This is a genomic window from Nocardioides solisilvae, assembly GCF_003194625.1.
GTDB classification, from domain to species: domain Bacteria; phylum Actinomycetota; class Actinomycetes; order Propionibacteriales; family Nocardioidaceae; genus Nocardioides; species Nocardioides solisilvae.
In genome coordinates this window covers 1,151,859-1,168,746 of the sequence record NZ_QHKX01000001.1, presented here as the reverse complement: position 1 = coordinate 1,168,746, position 16,888 = coordinate 1,151,859, and the positions used below count along the sequence as shown (strand labels likewise).

The window sequence follows — 16,888 nt, the reverse complement described above, 5'->3', positions numbered from 1 at the left end:
CTGCCATGCTCGGCTCCGGACTGGAGGTGAGGATGGTCGGCTCCGCGCGGATCGCTCCGACGCTGCTCGCGCTGCTCACCGCGTCGGCGGCGCTGGCGGGGTGCTCGGGAGAGACCGGCGGGAGCGCGGGTCCCCGCCCCGGGGAGCGTCCGGCCGCCAGCTCCACCCCGCGCGTCGCGGCCGCCGGCCCCGTCCCGCGGCCCGTGGCCCCGGTGAACGGCCGGCCCGGCGGGACCGTCCGGCTCGTCCACGGGGCCGAGGAGGGCGAGGTCGTCCGGGTGGTGGTCCGGCCGCTGCCGCTGGCCGGCTGCGGCACCGAGGCGCTCGTCCTCGAGGCCCCCGACGGCGCCACCACCCGGCTGCCCACGCTCGACCCGGTGACCCGGCTCGACCGCTCCGGCAGCTGGGCCTGGACGTTCGACCCGTGCCCGGGTGACCGCACCGCCTACACCCTGGCGGCGACCCCGACCCGCGAGCACCGGCTCGAGCCCGACGGCGCCCCGGCGACGCTCGCCTCCCACGCGACGTACGACGACGTGGCCACCTTCGCGGTGCCGCGCGAGGGCCGGGTCCTGCTGGTGGGCCGCGCCGCGCTGCTCCTCGACCCGCGCGGCGAGCGGTTACCGCTCCCACCCCGGGCCGACAACGGCGAGCCCGCGCCGCTGGCCTTCGACGGCGCGACCCAGTCCGGCACGTGGAGCGTGCTGGGCGAGGGCGAGCTGCGGGTCGTGCGTCCCGTGCGCACCGCCGCGGGGCTCTCCGAGCCCGTCGACCTGCCCGCCGCGACCCAGGACGGCGGCCCCGTGGGCGAGCACGAGGTGGCCTTCACCCTCACCGAGGAGACGTGGCTGACCGCGCCGCTGCGCGGCTGGCCCGTCCCCGACGGGTCGGCCGGGGGTGTCGCGGTGGCCGCCCCGGGGCGCGTCGCGCTGGTCGACGCCCGCGGCGACGCCGTGGGCGGCCGCCTCGGCGGGGGCCGCGACGGGCTCTGGCACCTGCCCGCCGGCAGGTACGTCGCCCGTGTGCGGCCGCCGGCCCCGCTCCCCGACGCCGCACCCCCCGGCACGCTCACCCTCACCCCGGTGACGCCGACCCGGGTGACCGCCCCCGGCGACCACGCCCTGGCCACCGGCCCCGACGGGACCCCGGCGGTGGCGCTCTTCGACCTGCCCGGGACCCACCGGGTCGACGTCCGCGGGCACGACGGCGGGCCGGCGCCCTGGCGGCTGACCTGGGACCGCGACGAGGACCAGCCGTGCCCGTGGTGCCGCGGTGCGCAGCGTCCCGCGGTCCCCGCCGACACGCCCCTGGAGCCACTGCTCTCCGGTCGCGGCTACCTCTCGCTGACCAGCCTCGACGGGGCAGGACACGCCGTCACCGTGCGGATCCGCTGACCGCGCTGCGATGATGGGCGGGTGCTGCCGCCCCTCGAGATCGTCGCGCGCGAGCGGCCGATCGCGCTGGTCTCCCCAGCGACCTCCGCCCAGCGCTTCACCGCCGGCACGTCGTCGAGGTTCGCGACGCCGCGCCCCGCGCCGTACGTCACCGTCCAGGCCGAGCTGCGCCACCCCGACCACCGGGCCGCGCGGGTGGAGGTGCACATCAGCTCGGGCGCGACCCGGCTGTCGGGCTGGTACGAGCCCGACGACGGCGACGTCGGGATCGACGTGGTCGACGACTCGCTCCACGTCACCACCCACCGCAGCCGGCGCCACGGCCGCGTGGTGTGGCAGCCGACCTCCCTCGCCCTCACCCTGACCGGGCGCCACCTCACCCTCTTCTGCCTCGAGGACGACCGCTGGGTCGCCCGCGCCCGCGTGGACCTCGCCGGCCGGGTCGACACCCACGACGAGCGGTGGCTCGCGCAGCTGCGGCTGGGCCACCGCTCCGACAGCGCGCTGGTCACCCGGCTGCACAGCGGCGGCTTCGGCCACCTGGGGCTGCGCGACCTCAAGCTCGTGACCGAGGCCGACGGGCGTCCGGTGCTGCACCGGGGCGAGTGGCTGCTCACCGCCACCTCCGCGGGCCCCGGCTTCTTCGACACCGCCCACACCAGCGTGTGGCGGCTCTCCCCCGACAGCTCCCGCCTGACCCACAGCGCCGACCTGTACTTCCGCCGGCCCGACCGGGCCGGGGTCTTCGGCGACCACGCCGTCCACCTCGTCCGCGACGAGGGTCGGTGGCTGCTCGCCGCCAGCACCTGGGGCGACTTCGACCGGGAGCGGAACCCGTCGGTGCGCTGCGTCCTCGCCGAGACTCGGGAGTCGCCCGTCGAGGGCGAGCACGTCCTCGAGACCCGCGAGCTGCCGCTCCCGACCGACGGGTTGAAGTCGGTCGGGGTGTGGGACCCGCACCTGCTGCGCGACGGCGAGACCTGGCTGGTCGGCTACGCCAGCGCCCGCAGGTTCTTCCGGTTCCACCCCTGCCTGGCCACCGGCCCGTCGCTGGACCGGCTCAGCCTGCGTGCGGCCGCGACCGACCGCCGCGCCACCGAGGGGGTCACCCTGCTCCGCCCCGAGGGCCGCCGCGGGCCCCTGTGGGTGCTGGCCAGCGACGGCCGCGACAACCGGCGCGACCAGCGGGGCCGGTTCCCCGTCTTCGATCTCGACCTCAAGGAGATCGGCACCCTCGACGCGCCGTACCCGAGCAACCTGCCGTGGCCCACCCTGGTCCCGGGCGAGCGCGGGTGGCGGATGGTCACCTTCAACGGGCAGGGCACCGGCGGCCCGCTGCTCGGCTACGGCACCCACGGGGACGTCGTCTTCCTGCAGGAGGTCCGGGAGCGGCGCACCCACCGTGGGGGCGCCCCGCCCGTCACGACGGAGGGTCCGGCACTAGGCTTGTGAGCCAGGCCACACCATCCCCGTGGCCGCACGCCAGCGCCACCCACCCCGTGGCCACGACACGCCGGCCGTCCGGCCGGAGGAAGCGGGCAGCACCCATGTCCCACCACTCCCACAGCGCCGGGAGCAGCACCCCCCAGCCCGTCGACGTCTTCGCCGACGGCGAGCACGAGCAGGTCGTCTTCTGCCACGACCCCGCCTCCGGCCTGCGGGCCGTCATCGCGCTCCACTCCACCGCCCTCGGCCCGGGCCTGGGCGGCACCCGCTTCCACCCCTACACCTCGACCGACGACGCCGTCCGCGACGTGCTCGCGCTCTCCCGCGGCATGTCCTACAAGAACGCGCTCGCCGGCCTCGACCTGGGCGGCGGCAAGGCCGTGATCATCGGCGACCCGCGCACCGACAAGACCGAGGCCCTGCTGCGCGCCTACGGACGCTTCGTCCAGTCGCTGCACGGGCGCTACCTCACCGCCTGCGACGTCGGCACCACGTCGGAGGACATGGACCACGTGGCCCGGGAGTGCGACTTCGTCACCGGTCGCACCGTCGCCCACGGCGGGGCGGGCGACTCCTCGGTGCTCACGGCGTACGGCGTCTTCCAGGGGATGCGCGCGAGCGCCGAGCACCTGTGGGGCAGCCCCTCCCTGGCCGGGCGTACCGTCGGCATCGCCGGCGTCGGCAAGGTGGGTCGCCACCTCGTCGCCCACCTGCTCGACGAGGGTGCCGACGTCGTCGTCACCGACGTGTGGCAGCCGGCCGTCGACCGGATCCGGGAGGAGCACCCCACCGTCCGGGTCGTCGGGTCGACCGAGGAGCTCGTCGCGGGGGCGCTCGACGTCTACGCCCCCTGCGCCCTCGGCGGAGCGCTCGACGACGAGGTCGTGGGGGTGCTGCAGGCGCGGATAGTCTGCGGAGCGGCCAACAACCAGCTCGCCCACCCGGGAGTCGAGAAGGTCCTGCAGGAACGCGGGATCCTCTACGCCCCCGACTACTGCGTGAACTCCGGCGGGGTGATCCAGGTCGCCGACGAGCTCGAGGGGCTCGTCCTGAGCCGGCGAGGCACGAGCCGAGCCGAAGGGTTCTCGTTCGAGCGCGCCAAGCAGCGGGCGAGCGGCATCTTCGACACCACCCGGTCGGTGCTCGAGCTGGCCGACCGGGACGGCGTACCGCCCGCCGTCGCCGCAGACCGGCTCGCCGAGCGCCGCATGCGCGACGTCGGCCGCCTCCGCGGGCTCTGGCTCGGGTGAGGTCTCACCGGGGCCCCGGTGAGACCTCCAGTTCCTGACGTCCGCAGACGTGGGGAACTGCACGTTCCACCGGGTACCCGGAGAACCCACCGAGCCGCCCGGCGGACCCGTCAGGCGCGGTCAGTCGCGCCGGGGCGGGTCCGCGTAGTCGGACCAGTCGTCGAGGTAGTCCTCGTCGTCCGTGCTGGTGGTACTGCTGTCCGGTTCACCATGCAGCTCCTTCGCCAACGCCCCGAAGTCCGTCTCGTGAGTCCGGTACTTCAGGTCGCGGGCGACCTTGGTCTGCTTGGCCTTCGCTCGGCCGCGCCCCATAGGGTCCGACCCCCTCGCACGCTTGGCCGGGGCTCTTGGCGCGCACGCCGCGGCGCCCGGTCTCTTGACTGGATACTCGTGGGGGCCACGCTACCCGGTGCCCGGTGGTTCTCGCACACCCGGGCCGTGGTTCGGGCGTGCCGGAGGGGCCGCGTTCGCTGCCAGCGCAATCGCCGCGGCGCCCGGCGGGGCTCACCAGCCCGGGTGCTGGCCCTCCATCAGGACGCGGCCGGCCTCGTCGGAGCCCGCCGCCTCGCGCACGTCCCCGGCCACCCAGGCGCGGATCCCGTGCCGGTCGAGGGTCGCCACGGCGGTGTCGACGTCGTCGGGGGCGACGAGCGCGACCATGCCGACGCCGCAGTTCAGCGTGGCCTCGAGGTCGGCCTGCGGGACGCCGCCGACCTTGCGGACCAGGTCGAAGACCGGCTGCGGGGTCCAGGTGCTCCGGTCCACCCGTGCCACCAGCTCCTCGGGCATCACCCGCTCGAGGTTGGCCGCCAGGCCCCCGCCGGTGACGTGGGACATCGCGTGGGTCGCCGTCGCCCCGGCCAGGTCGAGGCAGGCCTTGGCGTAGATCCGGGTCGGGGTGAGGAGCTCCTCGCCCAGCGTCCGGCCGAGCTCGGGGACGTCACGGTCCAGGCTCCAGGCCGCTCCCCCGTCGGCGGCGGCGCCCAGCAGCACGTGGCGCACCAGGGAGTAGCCGTTGGAGTGCAGGCCCGAGGCCTCCATGGCCACCACGACGTCGCCGGGCCGCACCCGGCCGGGGCCCAGCAGCCGGTCGGCCTCGACCACCCCGGTCGTCGCGCCCGCCACGTCGTACTCGTCGGGGGCCAGCAGCCCGGGGTGCTCGGCGGTCTCGCCGCCGACCAGCGCGCAGCCCGCCTCGACGCACGCCTCGGCGATCCCCTTGACGATCGCGGCGATCCGCTCCGGGACGACGCGCCCCGTGGCGATGTAGTCGGTCATGAAGAGCGGCTCGGCGCCGCAGACCACGAGGTCGTCGACGACCATCCCGACGAGGTCGTAGCCGATCGTGTCGTGCACGTCCATCGCCTGGGCGATCGCCACCTTGGTGCCGACGCCGTCGGTCGAGGTCGCCAGCAGCGGCCGGGTGTAGCGGGTGAGCGCCGAGGCGTCGAAGAGCCCGGCGAAGCCGCCCAGCCCGCCGATCACCTCGGGCCGCCGGGCCTTCTCGACCCAGGTCTTCATGAGGTCGATCGCGCGGTCGGCCGCCTCGATCGAGACGCCGGCGGCGGCGTAGGCGTTCCGGGTCGGCTCGGCGGCCTCGGGGGCGGGCTGTCCGGTGGGGACGTCGGTCACGGCGGGGCTCCTGCGTCTGCGGCGGGGCGGGTGGACGGGTCGGGTCAGGGGCGGCGCAGCGCGTCGGTGGCGCCGGCCCCCGACAGGGAGGCGGCCAGCCCGTCGGCGTCGGTGGCGGGCTGCGCCACCGCGAGGTCGCCGCAGCCGGTGTCGCCCGAGGCGAGGTTCTCCAGGACGCCCTTGCCGCGCAGCTCGGGCTCGGGCAGCGGGATCGGGTAGTGGCCGTCGAAGCACGCCCGGCAGAGGTCGTCCTTCGGCACGGTCGTCGCCTCGACCAGCTCGTCGAGGCCGATGTAGCCGAGCGAGTCGGCGTCGATGGAGCGCTGGATCTCGTCGGTGGTCAGCCCGTTGGCGATCAGCTCGGCGCGGGTGGCGAAGTCGATCCCGTAGAAGCAGGGCCACTTCACCGGCGGCGAGGAGATCCGCACGTGCACCTCGCGGGCGCCGGCCTCCCGGAGCATCCGGACCAGGGCCCGCTGGGTGTTGCCGCGCACGATCGAGTCGTCGACGACCACGAGGCGCTTGCCCTCGATCACGTCGCGCAGCGGGTTGAGCTTGAGCCGGATCCCGAGCTGGCGGATCGTCTGCGACGGCTGGATGAAGGTGCGGCCGACGTAGGAGTTCTTGACCAGCCCGGTGCCGTAGGGGATGCCCGACTCCTCGGCGTACCCGATCGCCGCCGGCGTGCCGGACTCGGGCACCGGGATCACCAGGTCGGCGTCGGCGGGGAACTCGCGCGCCAGCCGGCGGCCGATCTCCACCCGCACGCTGTGCACCCGCTGGTCGTTCATCAGGGTGTCGGGCCGGGCGAGGTAGACGAACTCGAAGAGGCAGTGCTTGGGGGCCGCCTCGGCGAAGCGGCGGGTGCGCAGCCCGTCCTCGTCGACCGCGATCAGCTCGCCCGGCTCCACCTCGCGGATGAACGAGGCGCCGACGATGTCGAGCGCCGCGGTCTCCGACGCCACGACCCAGCCGCGCTCGAGCCGGCCCAGCACCAGGGGGCGGACGCCCTGCGGGTCGCGGGCGGCGTACAGGGTGTGCTCGTCCATCCAGACGAAGGAGAAGGCGCCCTTCACCTGGGGCAGCAGCTCCATCGCCCGCTCCTCCACGGTGGAGTCGGGGTGGTGGGCGAGCAGGGCGGTGACCACGCTGGTGTCGTTGGTGGAGACGGGCACCCGCACGTCGAGCAGGCCCTCGAGCTCGCCGGCGTTGACCAGCTCGGCCAGCTCGGCGGTGTTGATCAGGTTGCCGTTGTGGGCCAGCGCGATCGAGCCGCTCTCGGTGGGGTGGAAGGTCGGCTGGGCGTTGTGCCACGTGCTCGCGCCGGTGGTGGAGTAGCGCGCGTGGCCGATGGCGAGGTGGCCCCGCAGCGACTCCAACGTCGACTCGTCGAAGACCTGGGAGACGAGCCCCATGTCCTTGTAGACGAGGATCTGGCGCCCGTTGCTCACCGCGATGCCGGCCGACTCCTGGCCGCGGTGCTGCAGCGCGTAGATGCCGAAGTAGGTGAGCTTGGCGACGTCCTCGCCGGGGGCCCAGACCCCGAAGACGCCGCACGCGTCCTGGGGACCCAGCTCCTGGGGGTCGAGGGCCTGCGAGAGACGACCGTCCCCGCCCTTGCGCGTGCTGCTGGACTGAGCCACCGGGCCAGTGTACGGCGGCTCGGGGGTGCCGGCGGACACGGCGACGAACGGTGGCACGGTCCTCCCCGGGACGCCCCGCGCGGGAACGACCCGGGACCTTCGGCCCGTTTCGGACGGGCCCGCCAAGGGCACACCCGGGACCTGCGGGAAAGCCGCAAAGCGCCGCCGCGTCTCGTGAGCACGCCTACTATGGAGTAGGCATCATGACAAGAGCCGTACCGATCGGCGGCTGGACGGGAAGAGACGACGCATGGCCGAGACGCACGCCGAGGACGTGTTCGTCGACGCCTTGCAGAACATCGCCCTCGGCGTGACCGAAGTCGTCGGCTTCGAGGTCGCGGCCATCAGCGTCGCGCGCGAGGACCGCACCCTCGAGATGGTCGCCGTCGCCGGCAGCGACGAGGCCCGCCACCAGCTGCTCGGCCACCGCACCCCGATGGACGAGATCGAGCTCGAGCTCGCCACCTCCGAGGAGTGGGGCGCGCTGCGGTTCGTGCCGCAGGAGCGGATGAGCCTCGACATCGAGACCCTGGGCTGGGTGCCCGACATGGCGGCGCCCGACGACCCCGAGATGTGGCACCCCCTCGACCTGCTGGTGGCGCCGATCTACGACGACGCGGGCGTCCTGCGCGGCCTGCTCTCGGTCGACCTGCCGGTCGACCGGCGGCGCCCCGGCCCCGCGAAGCGCGAGGAGCTGCGCCGGTACGCCGAGCAGACCCGGCGCGCGGTCCTCTCGGCGTTCGAGCGCGCCGAGCTCGCCGAGCAGGTGCGGCTGGCCGACGCCGCCCGGATGATCGTCCGCGAGGTGAGCTCCGAGCTCTCCATGGACCGGATCATCGAGGTCTCCCAGCCCGCGCTCACCTCGGCGTTCAACGCCTTCGGGATGTGGATCCAGACCTTCGACGAGGACGGCGAGGGCAGCGGCTCGGTCTACGCCTCCAACGGCGCCGAGATCGTGATGCCCGACGACCTGCGGGAGATCGCCAGGATCTCGGCGCACATCCAGTGGAAGAACCAGGACGTCTCGGTGCTCAACGACGTCATCCCCCCGCTCGGCGTGATGACGCCCGAGCAGGAGCAGCAGATCACCGAGTTCATGCGGGCCATCGACGTCACCTCGATGCTCTTCGTGCCGCTGGGCGCCGGGCCGGAGTGCCTGGGCAACCTCGTGCTCACCCGCCGCGGCGGCCGCCTCGACTGGTCCCCGATCGAGAAGCAGGCCGCGCTCGACATCGGCCACGACCTCGGCCGGGCGCTGCTCAACGCCCGCACCTTCGAGCGCGAGCGGCGCCTGATCGACGAGCTGCGCGAGCTCAACGGCTACAAGAGCCGCCTCATCGCGACGATCGCCCACGAGCTGAAGAACCCGCTGACCTCGATCCTCGGCCACGTGGAGATCCTCGAGTCGGTGCCCGAGCTCGACGGCACGGTGCGCAGCTCGATCTCCTCGATGGAGCGCGGTGCGGTCCGGATGCAGCGGCTGATCGACGACCTGCTGGTGCTGGCCCAGGTGGGCGACCCGCACGTCGAGTTCACGCCCCAGCCCGTCGACGTCACCGCGGTGGTCCACGACGTCCTCGACCTGCTGCGCGTCACCCTCGAGCGCAAGGAGCTGAAGGTCGTCGTCGAGGCGCCGCAGCAGCCGGTGCTGGCCATGGGCGAGGAGCAGGGGCTGGACCGGGTCTGCGCCAACCTGATCAGCAACGCCGCCAAGTACACCCCCGAGGGCGGGACCATCACCGTCTCGCTCGAGGCGAAGCGCCGGATCGTCGAGCTCAAGGTCTCCGACACCGGGCTGGGCATCTCCGAGGAGGACCAGGCCAGCCTCTTCCAGGAGTTCTTCCGCTCCACCAACCCGACCGCCGTCGCGCAGCCGGGGACGGGGCTGGGCCTGACGATCGTGCAGCGCATCGTCGAGCGGCACCGGGGCCGGATCACCTTCGACTCCACGCTCGGCGCCGGCACCACCTTCACGGTGACGCTCCCGCTCGCCCGCTGACCCGGCGTACCCCGCCGGGCGCGTCAGCCGGCGAGCTTGGCCAGCAGCAGCGCCTCGGCGAGCAGGACCCGCTCGAACTCGGCGAGGTGGAGCCCCTCGTTGGCGCCGTGGGCGCGGGTGTCGGGGTCCTCGACGCCGGTCACCAGCACGCTGGCCTGCGGGAACGTCTCGAGGAACTCGGCGATGAAGGGGATCGAGCCGCCGACGCCCATGTCGACCGGCGCCGTGCCGTCCCAGGCCTCGGTGAAGGCGGCGCGGGCGGCGTCGTACGCCGGACCGGTCGCGTCGATCTGGGTCGCCTCGCCGGTGTCGACGACGGTGAAGGTGAGCTCGGCGCCCCACGGCACGTGGGCCTCGAGGTGGCGGCGGAGGCACTCGACCGCGTTGGCCGAGGTGTCGCCGGGCGCGATCCGCAGGCTGATCTTGGCGCGGGCCGCGGGGACGAGCGTGTTGGAGGCGCCGTCGACCTGCGGGGCGTCCAGGCCGGTGATGCTGAGGGCCGGCCTGGTCCACAGACGCTCGACGGCCGAGCCGGACCCGATCCACTCGATGCCCGGCACGGCGCCCGACTCGGCGCGCAGCCGCTCCTCGGGGTAGTCGACGTCGGCCGCCGGGCCGGCGTGCAGCCCTTCGACGGCGACGTTGCCCTCGTCGTCGTGGAGGCTCGCGAGGAGCCGCGAGAGGGCGACGATCGAGTCGGGGACCAGGCCGCCCCACATCCCGGAGTGGACGGCGTGGGTCAGGGTGCGGACCTCGACGTCGGCGCGGACCAGGCCGCGCAGGCTGGTGGTCAGCGCGGGGACGCCGATGTCCCAGTTGCCGGAGTCGGCGATGACGATGACGTCGGCGGCCAGCTCGTCGCGGTGCTCGCGCAGCAGCGGCACCAGCGTCTCGGAGCCGACCTCCTCCTCGCCCTCGACGAAGACGACCACGTGGACGGGCAGGTCGTCGCCGAAGACCCGGAGCGCGGCGAGGTGGGCCACGACCCCGGCCTTGTCGTCGGCGGCGCCGCGGGCGTAGAGCCGGCCGTCGCGCTCGGTCGGCTCCCACGGCGGGGAGTCCCACTCGGCGTGGTCGTTCTCGGGCTGCACGTCGTGGTGGGCGTAGAGCAGCACGGTGGGGGCACCCTCGGGCCCCGACTTGTGGGCGATGACGCCGGGGGCGCCGCCGTCGGCGCGCACGATCCGCGCCTCGCAGCCCTCGGCGGCGAAGAGGTCGCGCACCGCCTCGGCGCTGCGCTCGACCTCGCCGGCGCGGGCCGGGTCGGCGCTGACGGACTGGATCCGGACCAGGGCCTCGAGGTCGCGGCGGATGCCGGGGAGGACCTGCTGGACACGGTCACGCAGCTGAGCAGTCATGCCCGCAAGCCTACGAGCCGGGACGCTGCTCCAGCTCGGTGGTCTCCTCGGCGTCGGTGAACCCCAGCGCTCTGTAGAGCCGGATCGCCTCGTCGTCGGCGTCGGCCACGATCACCAGCTGGCCGGCGCCGAGCTCGCTGAGGCCATGGGTGCCCACGGCGTGCACGAGGGAGCCGGCCAGCCCCTGGCGGCGCGCCTCGGGGTGGGTCTCCACGACCTGGTAGCGGGCGACGTCGCCGGCGACCCGGTAGAGCGCGGCGGTGGAGACCAGTCGGTCGTCGACGAAGGCGCCCCACCGGTGGCCGAGGCCCTGCTCCTCGAGCGCCCGCTCGGCGGCCACCCGCCCACGGGCGTAGGCGTCGAAGGACGGGCCGGGAGCACCGTCGTACGTCGCCGCCGCGAGCTCGACGCGCTGTTCCCAGTCGGCGTCGGAGGCCAGCGGCCGCAGCACGGCGTCGGGGTGCGGCCGGGCGGGCGCCTCCAGTGCGAGCGCCGTCAGCGCCACCGACCGGCTGGCCTTCATCCCGGCGGTGGTGAACTCCTCCAGCACGGCCGCGCGGGCGGGGTCGTCGGCCAGCGGCTCGGTGAGGTCGAAGGTGATCGCGCGGTGGCCGGACGCCGGGAACTCGGTGAAGCACGCCCCCATCACCTCTCGCGCCCCACCGGGCAGCGGCAGGTCGCGCAGCAGCAGGAAGTTGCCCCAGTAGAAGTCGGGGTTGTCGGGGGTGCGCACCACCAGGTGGGTGCCGCGCTCCTCGACCACGCTGCCGGCGCGCTCGAGCAGGGCCAGCTCGGTGCGCAGGTGGAGCGAGCGGAGCGAGAGCACGGCCGGGGAGGCGTCCACGGGCGTGGCTGGGCTGGTCTCGGGCATGGCTCAATCCTCCACGAGCGGGAGGTATGGCGCGAGGTCGGCCCGCTGCCCACTCGCCCGGAGTCGGCCCGCACCCTCCGCGTCGCGCCAGTGCAGCCGTCCGGTGGCAAGCTCCAGCCACGTCGCCGGATCCATCTCGACGACGGCGGGCGGGGTGCCGCGGGTGTGCCGGACCCCGGACACCACCTGCACGGCGGCGTACGGCGGCACCCGGACCTCCACCGAGTGGCCGGGCGCCCGCTCGGCCAGCACCGCCATGAAGTGCTTGGTGGCCAGCTTGAGGTCGGCGGGACCCGGCTCCTCCCCCGCGTCGAGCAGGGCGAGCACCCGGGCGAGCTCGTCGGGGTCGGCGCGTCTCAGTCTCGGGGGCACGCGCGGCACCCTAGCCCCGGCGGCGATACTTCTCCCCGTGGAGGCTGCCGGGGTCGTGCGCGAGTGGCACGACCCGGAGGGCTGGGGGGTGCTGGACTCCGAGGCGACCCCCGGCGGCTGCTGGGTGCACTTCTCCGCCGTCGACGTCCCGGGGATCCGACGGCTGGCCGTCGGCGACGCCGTCCGGTTCACGCACGAAGCCGCCGACCAGGACGGCCACGCCTTCCGCGCGACCGCCGTCCGGCCGGACGGCCAGGCACCCTCCCACCTCCCGCCGGAGGACCAGGGTCCGTCGGCGGCGTACTGCTCGAGGTTGTCGTGCCACGAGCCGGAGGCGTGACGGCGCGCCCGACCGCCCGGCTCGGACTGCTCCAGGTCTGTGCGGCGGGCGTGCTGTGGGGCACCGGCGGCCTCGTCGTGACGCTCCTCCACGAGCGGGACGGATTCGGCCCGATGACGGCGAGCGCGTGGCGCATGCTGCTGGGCGCGGCCGCGATGCTGGCGCTGGCCGCCGCGACCCGTCGCCTGCCCGCGGTGCGGGAGGCGGCGCGCGCGCAGCCGCTCCTGGCCGTCGCGGTCGGCTGCGGCACGGCGGTCTACCAGGGCCTCTACTTCGTCTCGGTGCTCGCGGTCGGGGTGAGCGTCGCGACCGTCGTCTCGCTCGGGCTCGCCCCCTTGCTCGCGACCACCTGGGAGCACCTGGCGGCCCGGACCCGGCCGAGCCCGCGCGAGGTGCTGGTGCTGGTCGCGGCCCTCTCGGGGCTGCTGCTGATCAGCCTCTTCGCCGAGCACGGGTCAGGCGGGGCGGGCGACCGGCCGGTGCTCGGGATCCTGCTCGCGGTGGCCTCGGGGGCGACGTACGCCGCCACGACGGTCGCGGGCCACTCGCTCGCGAAGCGGGTCGACCCCGTGGCGCTGACCACCTGCGCGACCACCGTCGGCGCGGTCGTGCTGCTGCCGTTCCTGGGGGTCGCGGCCGCGACGGGGGACGTCGTGCTGACCGCCGACCCCGGCTCGCTCGCCCTGCTGCTCTACCTCGGCGTCGCCACGATGGCCCTCTCCTACGGCCTGCTCTACGCCGGCTTGCGGACCACGTCGGGGTCGGCCGCCACCGTCGCGACGCTGGTGGAGCCCCTGTCAGCCGCCGTGCTCGCGGTGCTGCTCCTCGGCGAGCGGCTGCCGGCACTCGCCCTGCTGGGCGGGGCCCTGATCCTCGGGGCCGTGGTGGCGCTGCGTCCACTTGAGGAGCAGCCGGTCGCCGCCTGACCTCACCCGCCCTGGGAGAGGCCCACGAGGATCAGGAAGACTCCGGCGGCCATGCCGAACGCCGCCATTCCCAGTTCCCCCCACAGCGGCATCGCCACCTCGCTCCTGGCCGGGCGGTCGGGGTCGTAGCGGACCACGACCTTGCTCTGGCGCTTCGGCTTGCGAAACCACGGGCTGCCCTCACCGGCGTGCTCCTGCCCGCTCAGGTCGGTGTAGCGGTACTTGAAGAAGTGTCCATGGCTGCCGCCGGAGGCGGAGTTGTCCCTGAACCAGACCTTGCCGACCGTCGCCTCGGTGGTCGTCCAGCTCCGGCGCTGCCGCCGCACGATCATCAGGTACTTGCACATGAACCAGATCAGGCCGGCGCCGAAGGCCACGGGGAGCCAGCCCCATCCCACATCGCTAATCGTCTCGAGCACCCGCTCACGCTACTGCGGCGGCCACCCTGTCGTGCTCCTGTCCGCCGCGGGTCAGCTCGCCCAGGGCACCAGCACGCCGGCCCGCACCAGCATCCGCTCCACCCGCTCGCGCTCCAGCTCGCGCTCGGGGCCGGGCGTCAGGGAGTCGAGCCTCTGCTCGAGCTGCAGCGCGGTGCAGGCGGCAACCAGCACCTCGTCGTACGCCGCGACCCAGCCGCGCATCCGGGCGACCGGGAAGCCGGGCGGAGCGCTCCGGATCTGGCCCCGGATCCGCCGGGCGTCCGCGGCGATCCGCTCGATCGGCGGGCCCGCGGGACGGGGCGGCTCGGGCTCGACGACGTGGAGCCGCCGGGCGGCCCGGCGGGCGCGGTCGCGGTGCCGGCCCCAGTCGGGCAGGACCCAGAGGGCGGCCAGCACGCCGACCACCACGGCGACCTGGAGCAGCAGGCCGAGGTCCATGCTCCGATGATCGTGCGCGACCCTCACCCCGACAAGGGCGGAGCTCGCCTGCCTTGCTGATCGTGGTGGTGGCGGCGCACCCGGTGCGCCGGGACCACCACGATCAGCACGGACGTCAGTCGAGCGCGCGCCCCAGGATCCGGGCGCCCTCGACGAAGCCGGCCGTGTGGGCGGCGGCGTAGTTAAGGCGCAGGTACGGCGCGGGCGGCTCGGCCGGGAACCACTCGGTGCCGGGCGCGACCAGCAGTCCCTCCCGTTCGCAGGCGCGGGCGAGCTCCTCGACGTCCGTGCCGTCGGGCAGCCGTGCCCACAGGTTGAGGCCGCCGGCCGGCACGTGCTCGACCGTGACCTGCGGGGCGTGCTCGGCCAGCGAGGAGAGCAGCAGGTCGCGGCGGGACCCGAGCTGGCGAGCCAGACCGCGGACGTGGGTGCGCCAGGCCGGCTGGGTGACCACGTCGAGGGCGGCGGCCTGGAGCAGGCCGCTCACGTACATCGACTCCGCCGCCCGGTCGGCGAGGATCCGCTCCCGCGCCGGGCCCCTGGCCACCAGCGCGGCCACCCGCAGAGATGGCCCGACGCTCTTGGTGAGGCTGCGGAGGTAGAGCACGTGGCCGGCGTCGTCGAGCGCCGCGAGCGGGCGCGGCTCCCCGGTGATCGCGAAGTCGTGCGCCCAGTCGTCCTCCACCAGGTAGGCGCCGTGGGCGCGCACGACGTCCAGCACCTGCGCGGCGAGCTCGGGCGACCACTGGGCGCCGGTCGGGTTCGCGAAGGTGGCTTGGGCGTAGAGGACCCGGGCTCCGGTCTCCTCGAAGGCCCGCGCCACCTCGGCCGGGTCGGGGCCGAGCGGGCCGCTCGGCACCGGCACCACCTCCACCCCCGCGTGCCGCGCCGCGAAGAGCGCGCCCCAGTAGGTCGGCGACTCGACCAGGACCGGCTGCCCCGGCGTGACGAGGGAGCGGAAGACCGAGCTCAGCCCGCTCTGGCTGCCGGGCAGGACCACGACGTCGGAGGGTGCGGGCGGGGTCACCCCGGCCGGGCAGTGGCGGCGCAGCTCCTGGGCGAACCATGCCTGCAGGTCGGGCATCCCCGCCGCGGGCGCCCGGGTCAGGGCCGTCTCGCCGCGCGCGGCGCGGACCAGCGCGGCCCGCAGCAGCCGCTCGGGGAGGAGCTCGCGGTCGGGGTACGCCGAGTGGAGCGCGATCAGGCCGGGTGGCGCGTCGCGGAGGGGCAGCGGGACCCCCTGCGACCGCACCTGCGGGGAACGGAGCGCCGCGGTCTGCCAGCTGTGGTCGACCGGCCGGGCGGTGCGCCCCTCGCGGACGAAGGTGCCGACCCCCGGCCGGCTCTCGACGAGGCCCTGCCCGACCAAGGTGCGGAGCGCCCGCTGCACCGTGACCGGGCTGGCGCGGTGCTCGGCCACGAGCGTGCGGGTCGAGGGGAGCCGCGCGCCCGGGGCGGCGTCCGCGATCCACTCGCGGAGTGCGCGCAGGATCCGGGCACTGCTATCGTCGTTCATGAAGCATCACAGTAGCGCTACTCTGTCCGCCCCGCGGCTGCTATCCACCCCGACTCTTGGTGCCGAGCCGGCCAGCGGCCTGTGGTGGGGGATGCTCGGCGTGCTCGCCTTCTCCCTCACCCTCCCGCTCACCCGGGTCGCGGTCGACGGCCTCTCATGGCTCTTCATCGGCGCCGGGCGGGCCGTCCTCGCGGCCGTGCTGGCCGGCCTGGCGCTCGCGGTGACCCGGCAGCGCCTGCCCCGCGGCACGCAGTGGGCGCGCCTCGGCGTGGTCGGCGGCGGCGTGGTGATCGGCTTCCCGCTGCTCACCTCGTACGCGATGACCTCGACACCCGCCGGCCACGGCGCGATGGTGGTGGCCGCACTGCCGGCGGCGACCGCCGTGGCCGCCGTGCTGCGCGAGCGGAGCCGCACCGCCCCGACGTTCTGGGTGGCGGCAGCCGCGGGCGTGCTGGCCGCTGCCCTGCTCGCCTCGGCGCAGGGCGGGGACCTCGGCACCTGGCACCTCGCCGACCTCCTGCTCCTGGCCGCCGTGGGGGTGGGCGCGATCGGCTACGCCGAAGGCGGGATGCTCGCCCGCGAGCTCGGGCCGTGGCAGACGATCTGCTGGGCGCTGGTGCTGTGGGCGCCGGTGATGCTCGCCCTCACCCTCTTCGCCACGTGGGGCGAGCCGCCGCGGGCGAGCGGGACCCAGTGGGCGGCCTTCGCCTACCTGGGGGCCGTCAGCATGTTCCTCGGGTTCTTCGCCTGGTACCGCGGGCTCGCGATCGGGCCGATGCACCGGGTCAGCCAGGTGCAGCTCACCCAGCCGGTCCTCAGCCTGCTGTGGGCCGCGCTGCTGCTGGGCGAGTCGGTCGGGCCGACGACGGCGCTCGGCGGGCTGGCCGTCGTGGCCTGCGCGGCGTGGGCCGTGCGCACCCGTCGACCCCGACGCTCGTCGTCCCGCCCGTCGTCCCGACGACCTGTCAGGATCGCAGCGTGACCGCCTACCTCGCCTGGTGCTCGGAGCCGCCCGACGATCTCGACGGGCCGTGGGTCGAGGCGCGGGAGATCGCGCCCGGCCTCTTCGCCCTCGACAGCACCGAGAGCCTCTCGGTCGTCTACCACGCCCTGAAGTGGGAGCTGCCCCAGGAGGCGGCGCTGATCGTGACGCCGGTGCCGCAGACGCCCAAGTCGCGTGGGATGGCGCCCGGGACGACGACCTGGTTCCGGGAGCGGACCACCCCGCCCGAGGACTGACCGCTCACCGCGGCGTGGCCCCTG

Annotated in this window: 17 protein-coding genes; 8 read left to right on the top strand and 9 right to left on the bottom strand. The window is 74.9% G+C overall.

Features of this window, described 5'->3' with window-relative positions:
• Positions 1–5 precede the first annotated feature (5 nt).
• From DNK53_RS05565 to DNK53_RS18300, 3 genes are all read left to right on the top strand, one after another.
• Positions 6–1,394 carry a hypothetical protein gene (locus DNK53_RS05565; RefSeq protein WP_110181226.1) on the top strand — a complete coding sequence of 463 codons (1,389 nt, stop codon included), beginning with the start codon at positions 6–8 and terminating at the stop codon, positions 1,392–1,394.
• A gap of 21 nt (positions 1,395–1,415) precedes the next feature.
• The gene (locus DNK53_RS05560; RefSeq protein WP_110181225.1) at positions 1,416–2,846 is read left to right on the top strand and encodes a hypothetical protein; all 1,431 of its coding nucleotides are present in this window, start codon (positions 1,416–1,418) and stop codon (positions 2,844–2,846) included.
• Positions 2,847–2,941: 95 nt separating this feature from the next.
• Positions 2,942–4,090 carry a Glu/Leu/Phe/Val dehydrogenase dimerization domain-containing protein gene (locus DNK53_RS18300; protein ID WP_110181224.1) on the top strand — a complete coding sequence of 383 codons (1,149 nt, stop codon included), beginning with the start codon at positions 2,942–2,944 and terminating at the stop codon, positions 4,088–4,090.
• Between the two features lie 120 nt (positions 4,091–4,210).
• Here the strand turns inward: DNK53_RS18300 and DNK53_RS05550 are convergent, their stop codons facing one another.
• The 3 genes from DNK53_RS05550 to purF form a co-directional block, all read right to left on the bottom strand.
• Positions 4,211–4,402 (bottom strand): DUF3073 domain-containing protein, encoded by a 192-nt coding sequence (locus tag DNK53_RS05550; RefSeq protein WP_110181223.1) that lies wholly within the window; start codon positions 4,400–4,402, stop codon positions 4,211–4,213.
• 192 nt (positions 4,403–4,594) lie between these two features.
• Complete coding sequence (purM, locus tag DNK53_RS05545) at positions 4,595–5,722, bottom strand: phosphoribosylformylglycinamidine cyclo-ligase (RefSeq protein ID WP_110181222.1); 1,128 nt, start codon at positions 5,720–5,722, stop codon at positions 4,595–4,597.
• 44 nt (positions 5,723–5,766) lie between these two features.
• Positions 5,767–7,365: an amidophosphoribosyltransferase gene (gene purF, locus DNK53_RS05540; protein ID WP_110181434.1), complete on the bottom strand. Its 1,599-nt coding sequence runs from the start codon at positions 7,363–7,365 to the stop codon at positions 5,767–5,769.
• A 250-nt stretch (positions 7,366–7,615) separates the two neighbouring features.
• On the opposite strand from purF, the gene DNK53_RS05535 reads away from it, so the two are divergent.
• Entirely contained in the window at positions 7,616–9,364 is a 1,749-nt protein-coding gene (locus DNK53_RS05535; RefSeq protein ID WP_110181221.1) for a sensor histidine kinase, read from the top strand.
• Between the two features lie 23 nt (positions 9,365–9,387).
• Here DNK53_RS05535 and DNK53_RS05530 read toward each other — a convergent pair whose 3' ends face one another.
• Genes DNK53_RS05530 through DNK53_RS05520 form a run of 3 tightly spaced genes read right to left on the bottom strand, consistent with a single transcriptional unit; the run spans position 9,388 to position 11,965 of the window.
• Positions 9,388–10,722 carry a dipeptidase gene (locus DNK53_RS05530; protein WP_110181220.1) on the bottom strand — a complete coding sequence of 445 codons (1,335 nt, stop codon included), beginning with the start codon at positions 10,720–10,722 and terminating at the stop codon, positions 9,388–9,390.
• A 10-nt stretch (positions 10,723–10,732) separates the two neighbouring features.
• Positions 10,733–11,593: a GNAT family N-acetyltransferase gene (locus DNK53_RS05525; protein WP_110181219.1), complete on the bottom strand. Its 861-nt coding sequence runs from the start codon at positions 11,591–11,593 to the stop codon at positions 10,733–10,735.
• Between the two features lie 3 nt (positions 11,594–11,596).
• On the bottom strand, positions 11,597–11,965 hold the full coding sequence (locus tag DNK53_RS05520; protein ID WP_110181218.1) for a sterol carrier family protein: 369 nt from the start codon (positions 11,963–11,965) through the stop codon (positions 11,597–11,599).
• 37 nt (positions 11,966–12,002) lie between these two features.
• On the opposite strand from DNK53_RS05520, the gene DNK53_RS05515 reads away from it, so the two are divergent.
• Positions 12,003–12,305, top strand: a complete 303-nt coding sequence (locus tag DNK53_RS05515; protein ID WP_110181217.1) for a cold-shock protein — start codon at positions 12,003–12,005, stop codon at positions 12,303–12,305.
• Positions 12,302–13,231: a DMT family transporter gene (locus tag DNK53_RS05510; protein WP_110181216.1), complete on the top strand. Its 930-nt coding sequence runs from the start codon at positions 12,302–12,304 to the stop codon at positions 13,229–13,231. Before DNK53_RS05515 ends, DNK53_RS05510 begins: the two co-directional genes overlap by 4 nt.
• Before the next feature lie 2 nt (positions 13,232–13,233).
• Here DNK53_RS05510 and DNK53_RS05505 read toward each other — a convergent pair whose 3' ends face one another.
• The 3 genes from DNK53_RS05505 to DNK53_RS05495 form a co-directional block, all read right to left on the bottom strand.
• Positions 13,234–13,650, bottom strand: a complete 417-nt coding sequence (locus DNK53_RS05505) for a DUF3592 domain-containing protein (protein ID WP_110181215.1) — start codon at positions 13,648–13,650, stop codon at positions 13,234–13,236.
• Between the two features lie 51 nt (positions 13,651–13,701).
• Positions 13,702–14,109, bottom strand: coding sequence for a hypothetical protein (locus DNK53_RS05500; RefSeq protein WP_110181214.1), 408 nt, complete (start codon positions 14,107–14,109; stop codon positions 13,702–13,704).
• Positions 14,110–14,224: 115 nt separating this feature from the next.
• On the bottom strand, positions 14,225–15,625 hold the full coding sequence (locus DNK53_RS05495) for an aminotransferase-like domain-containing protein (RefSeq protein WP_110181213.1): 1,401 nt from the start codon (positions 15,623–15,625) through the stop codon (positions 14,225–14,227).
• On the opposite strand from DNK53_RS05495, the gene DNK53_RS05490 reads away from it, so the two are divergent.
• Positions 15,624–16,607: a DMT family transporter gene (locus DNK53_RS05490; protein ID WP_110181212.1), complete on the top strand. Its 984-nt coding sequence runs from the start codon at positions 15,624–15,626 to the stop codon at positions 16,605–16,607. The genes DNK53_RS05495 and DNK53_RS05490 overlap by 2 nt on opposite strands.
• Positions 16,604–16,864, top strand: coding sequence for a hypothetical protein (locus DNK53_RS05485; RefSeq protein ID WP_110181211.1), 261 nt, complete (start codon positions 16,604–16,606; stop codon positions 16,862–16,864). Before DNK53_RS05490 ends, DNK53_RS05485 begins: the two co-directional genes overlap by 4 nt.
• Positions 16,865–16,888: the final 24 nt, after the last annotated feature.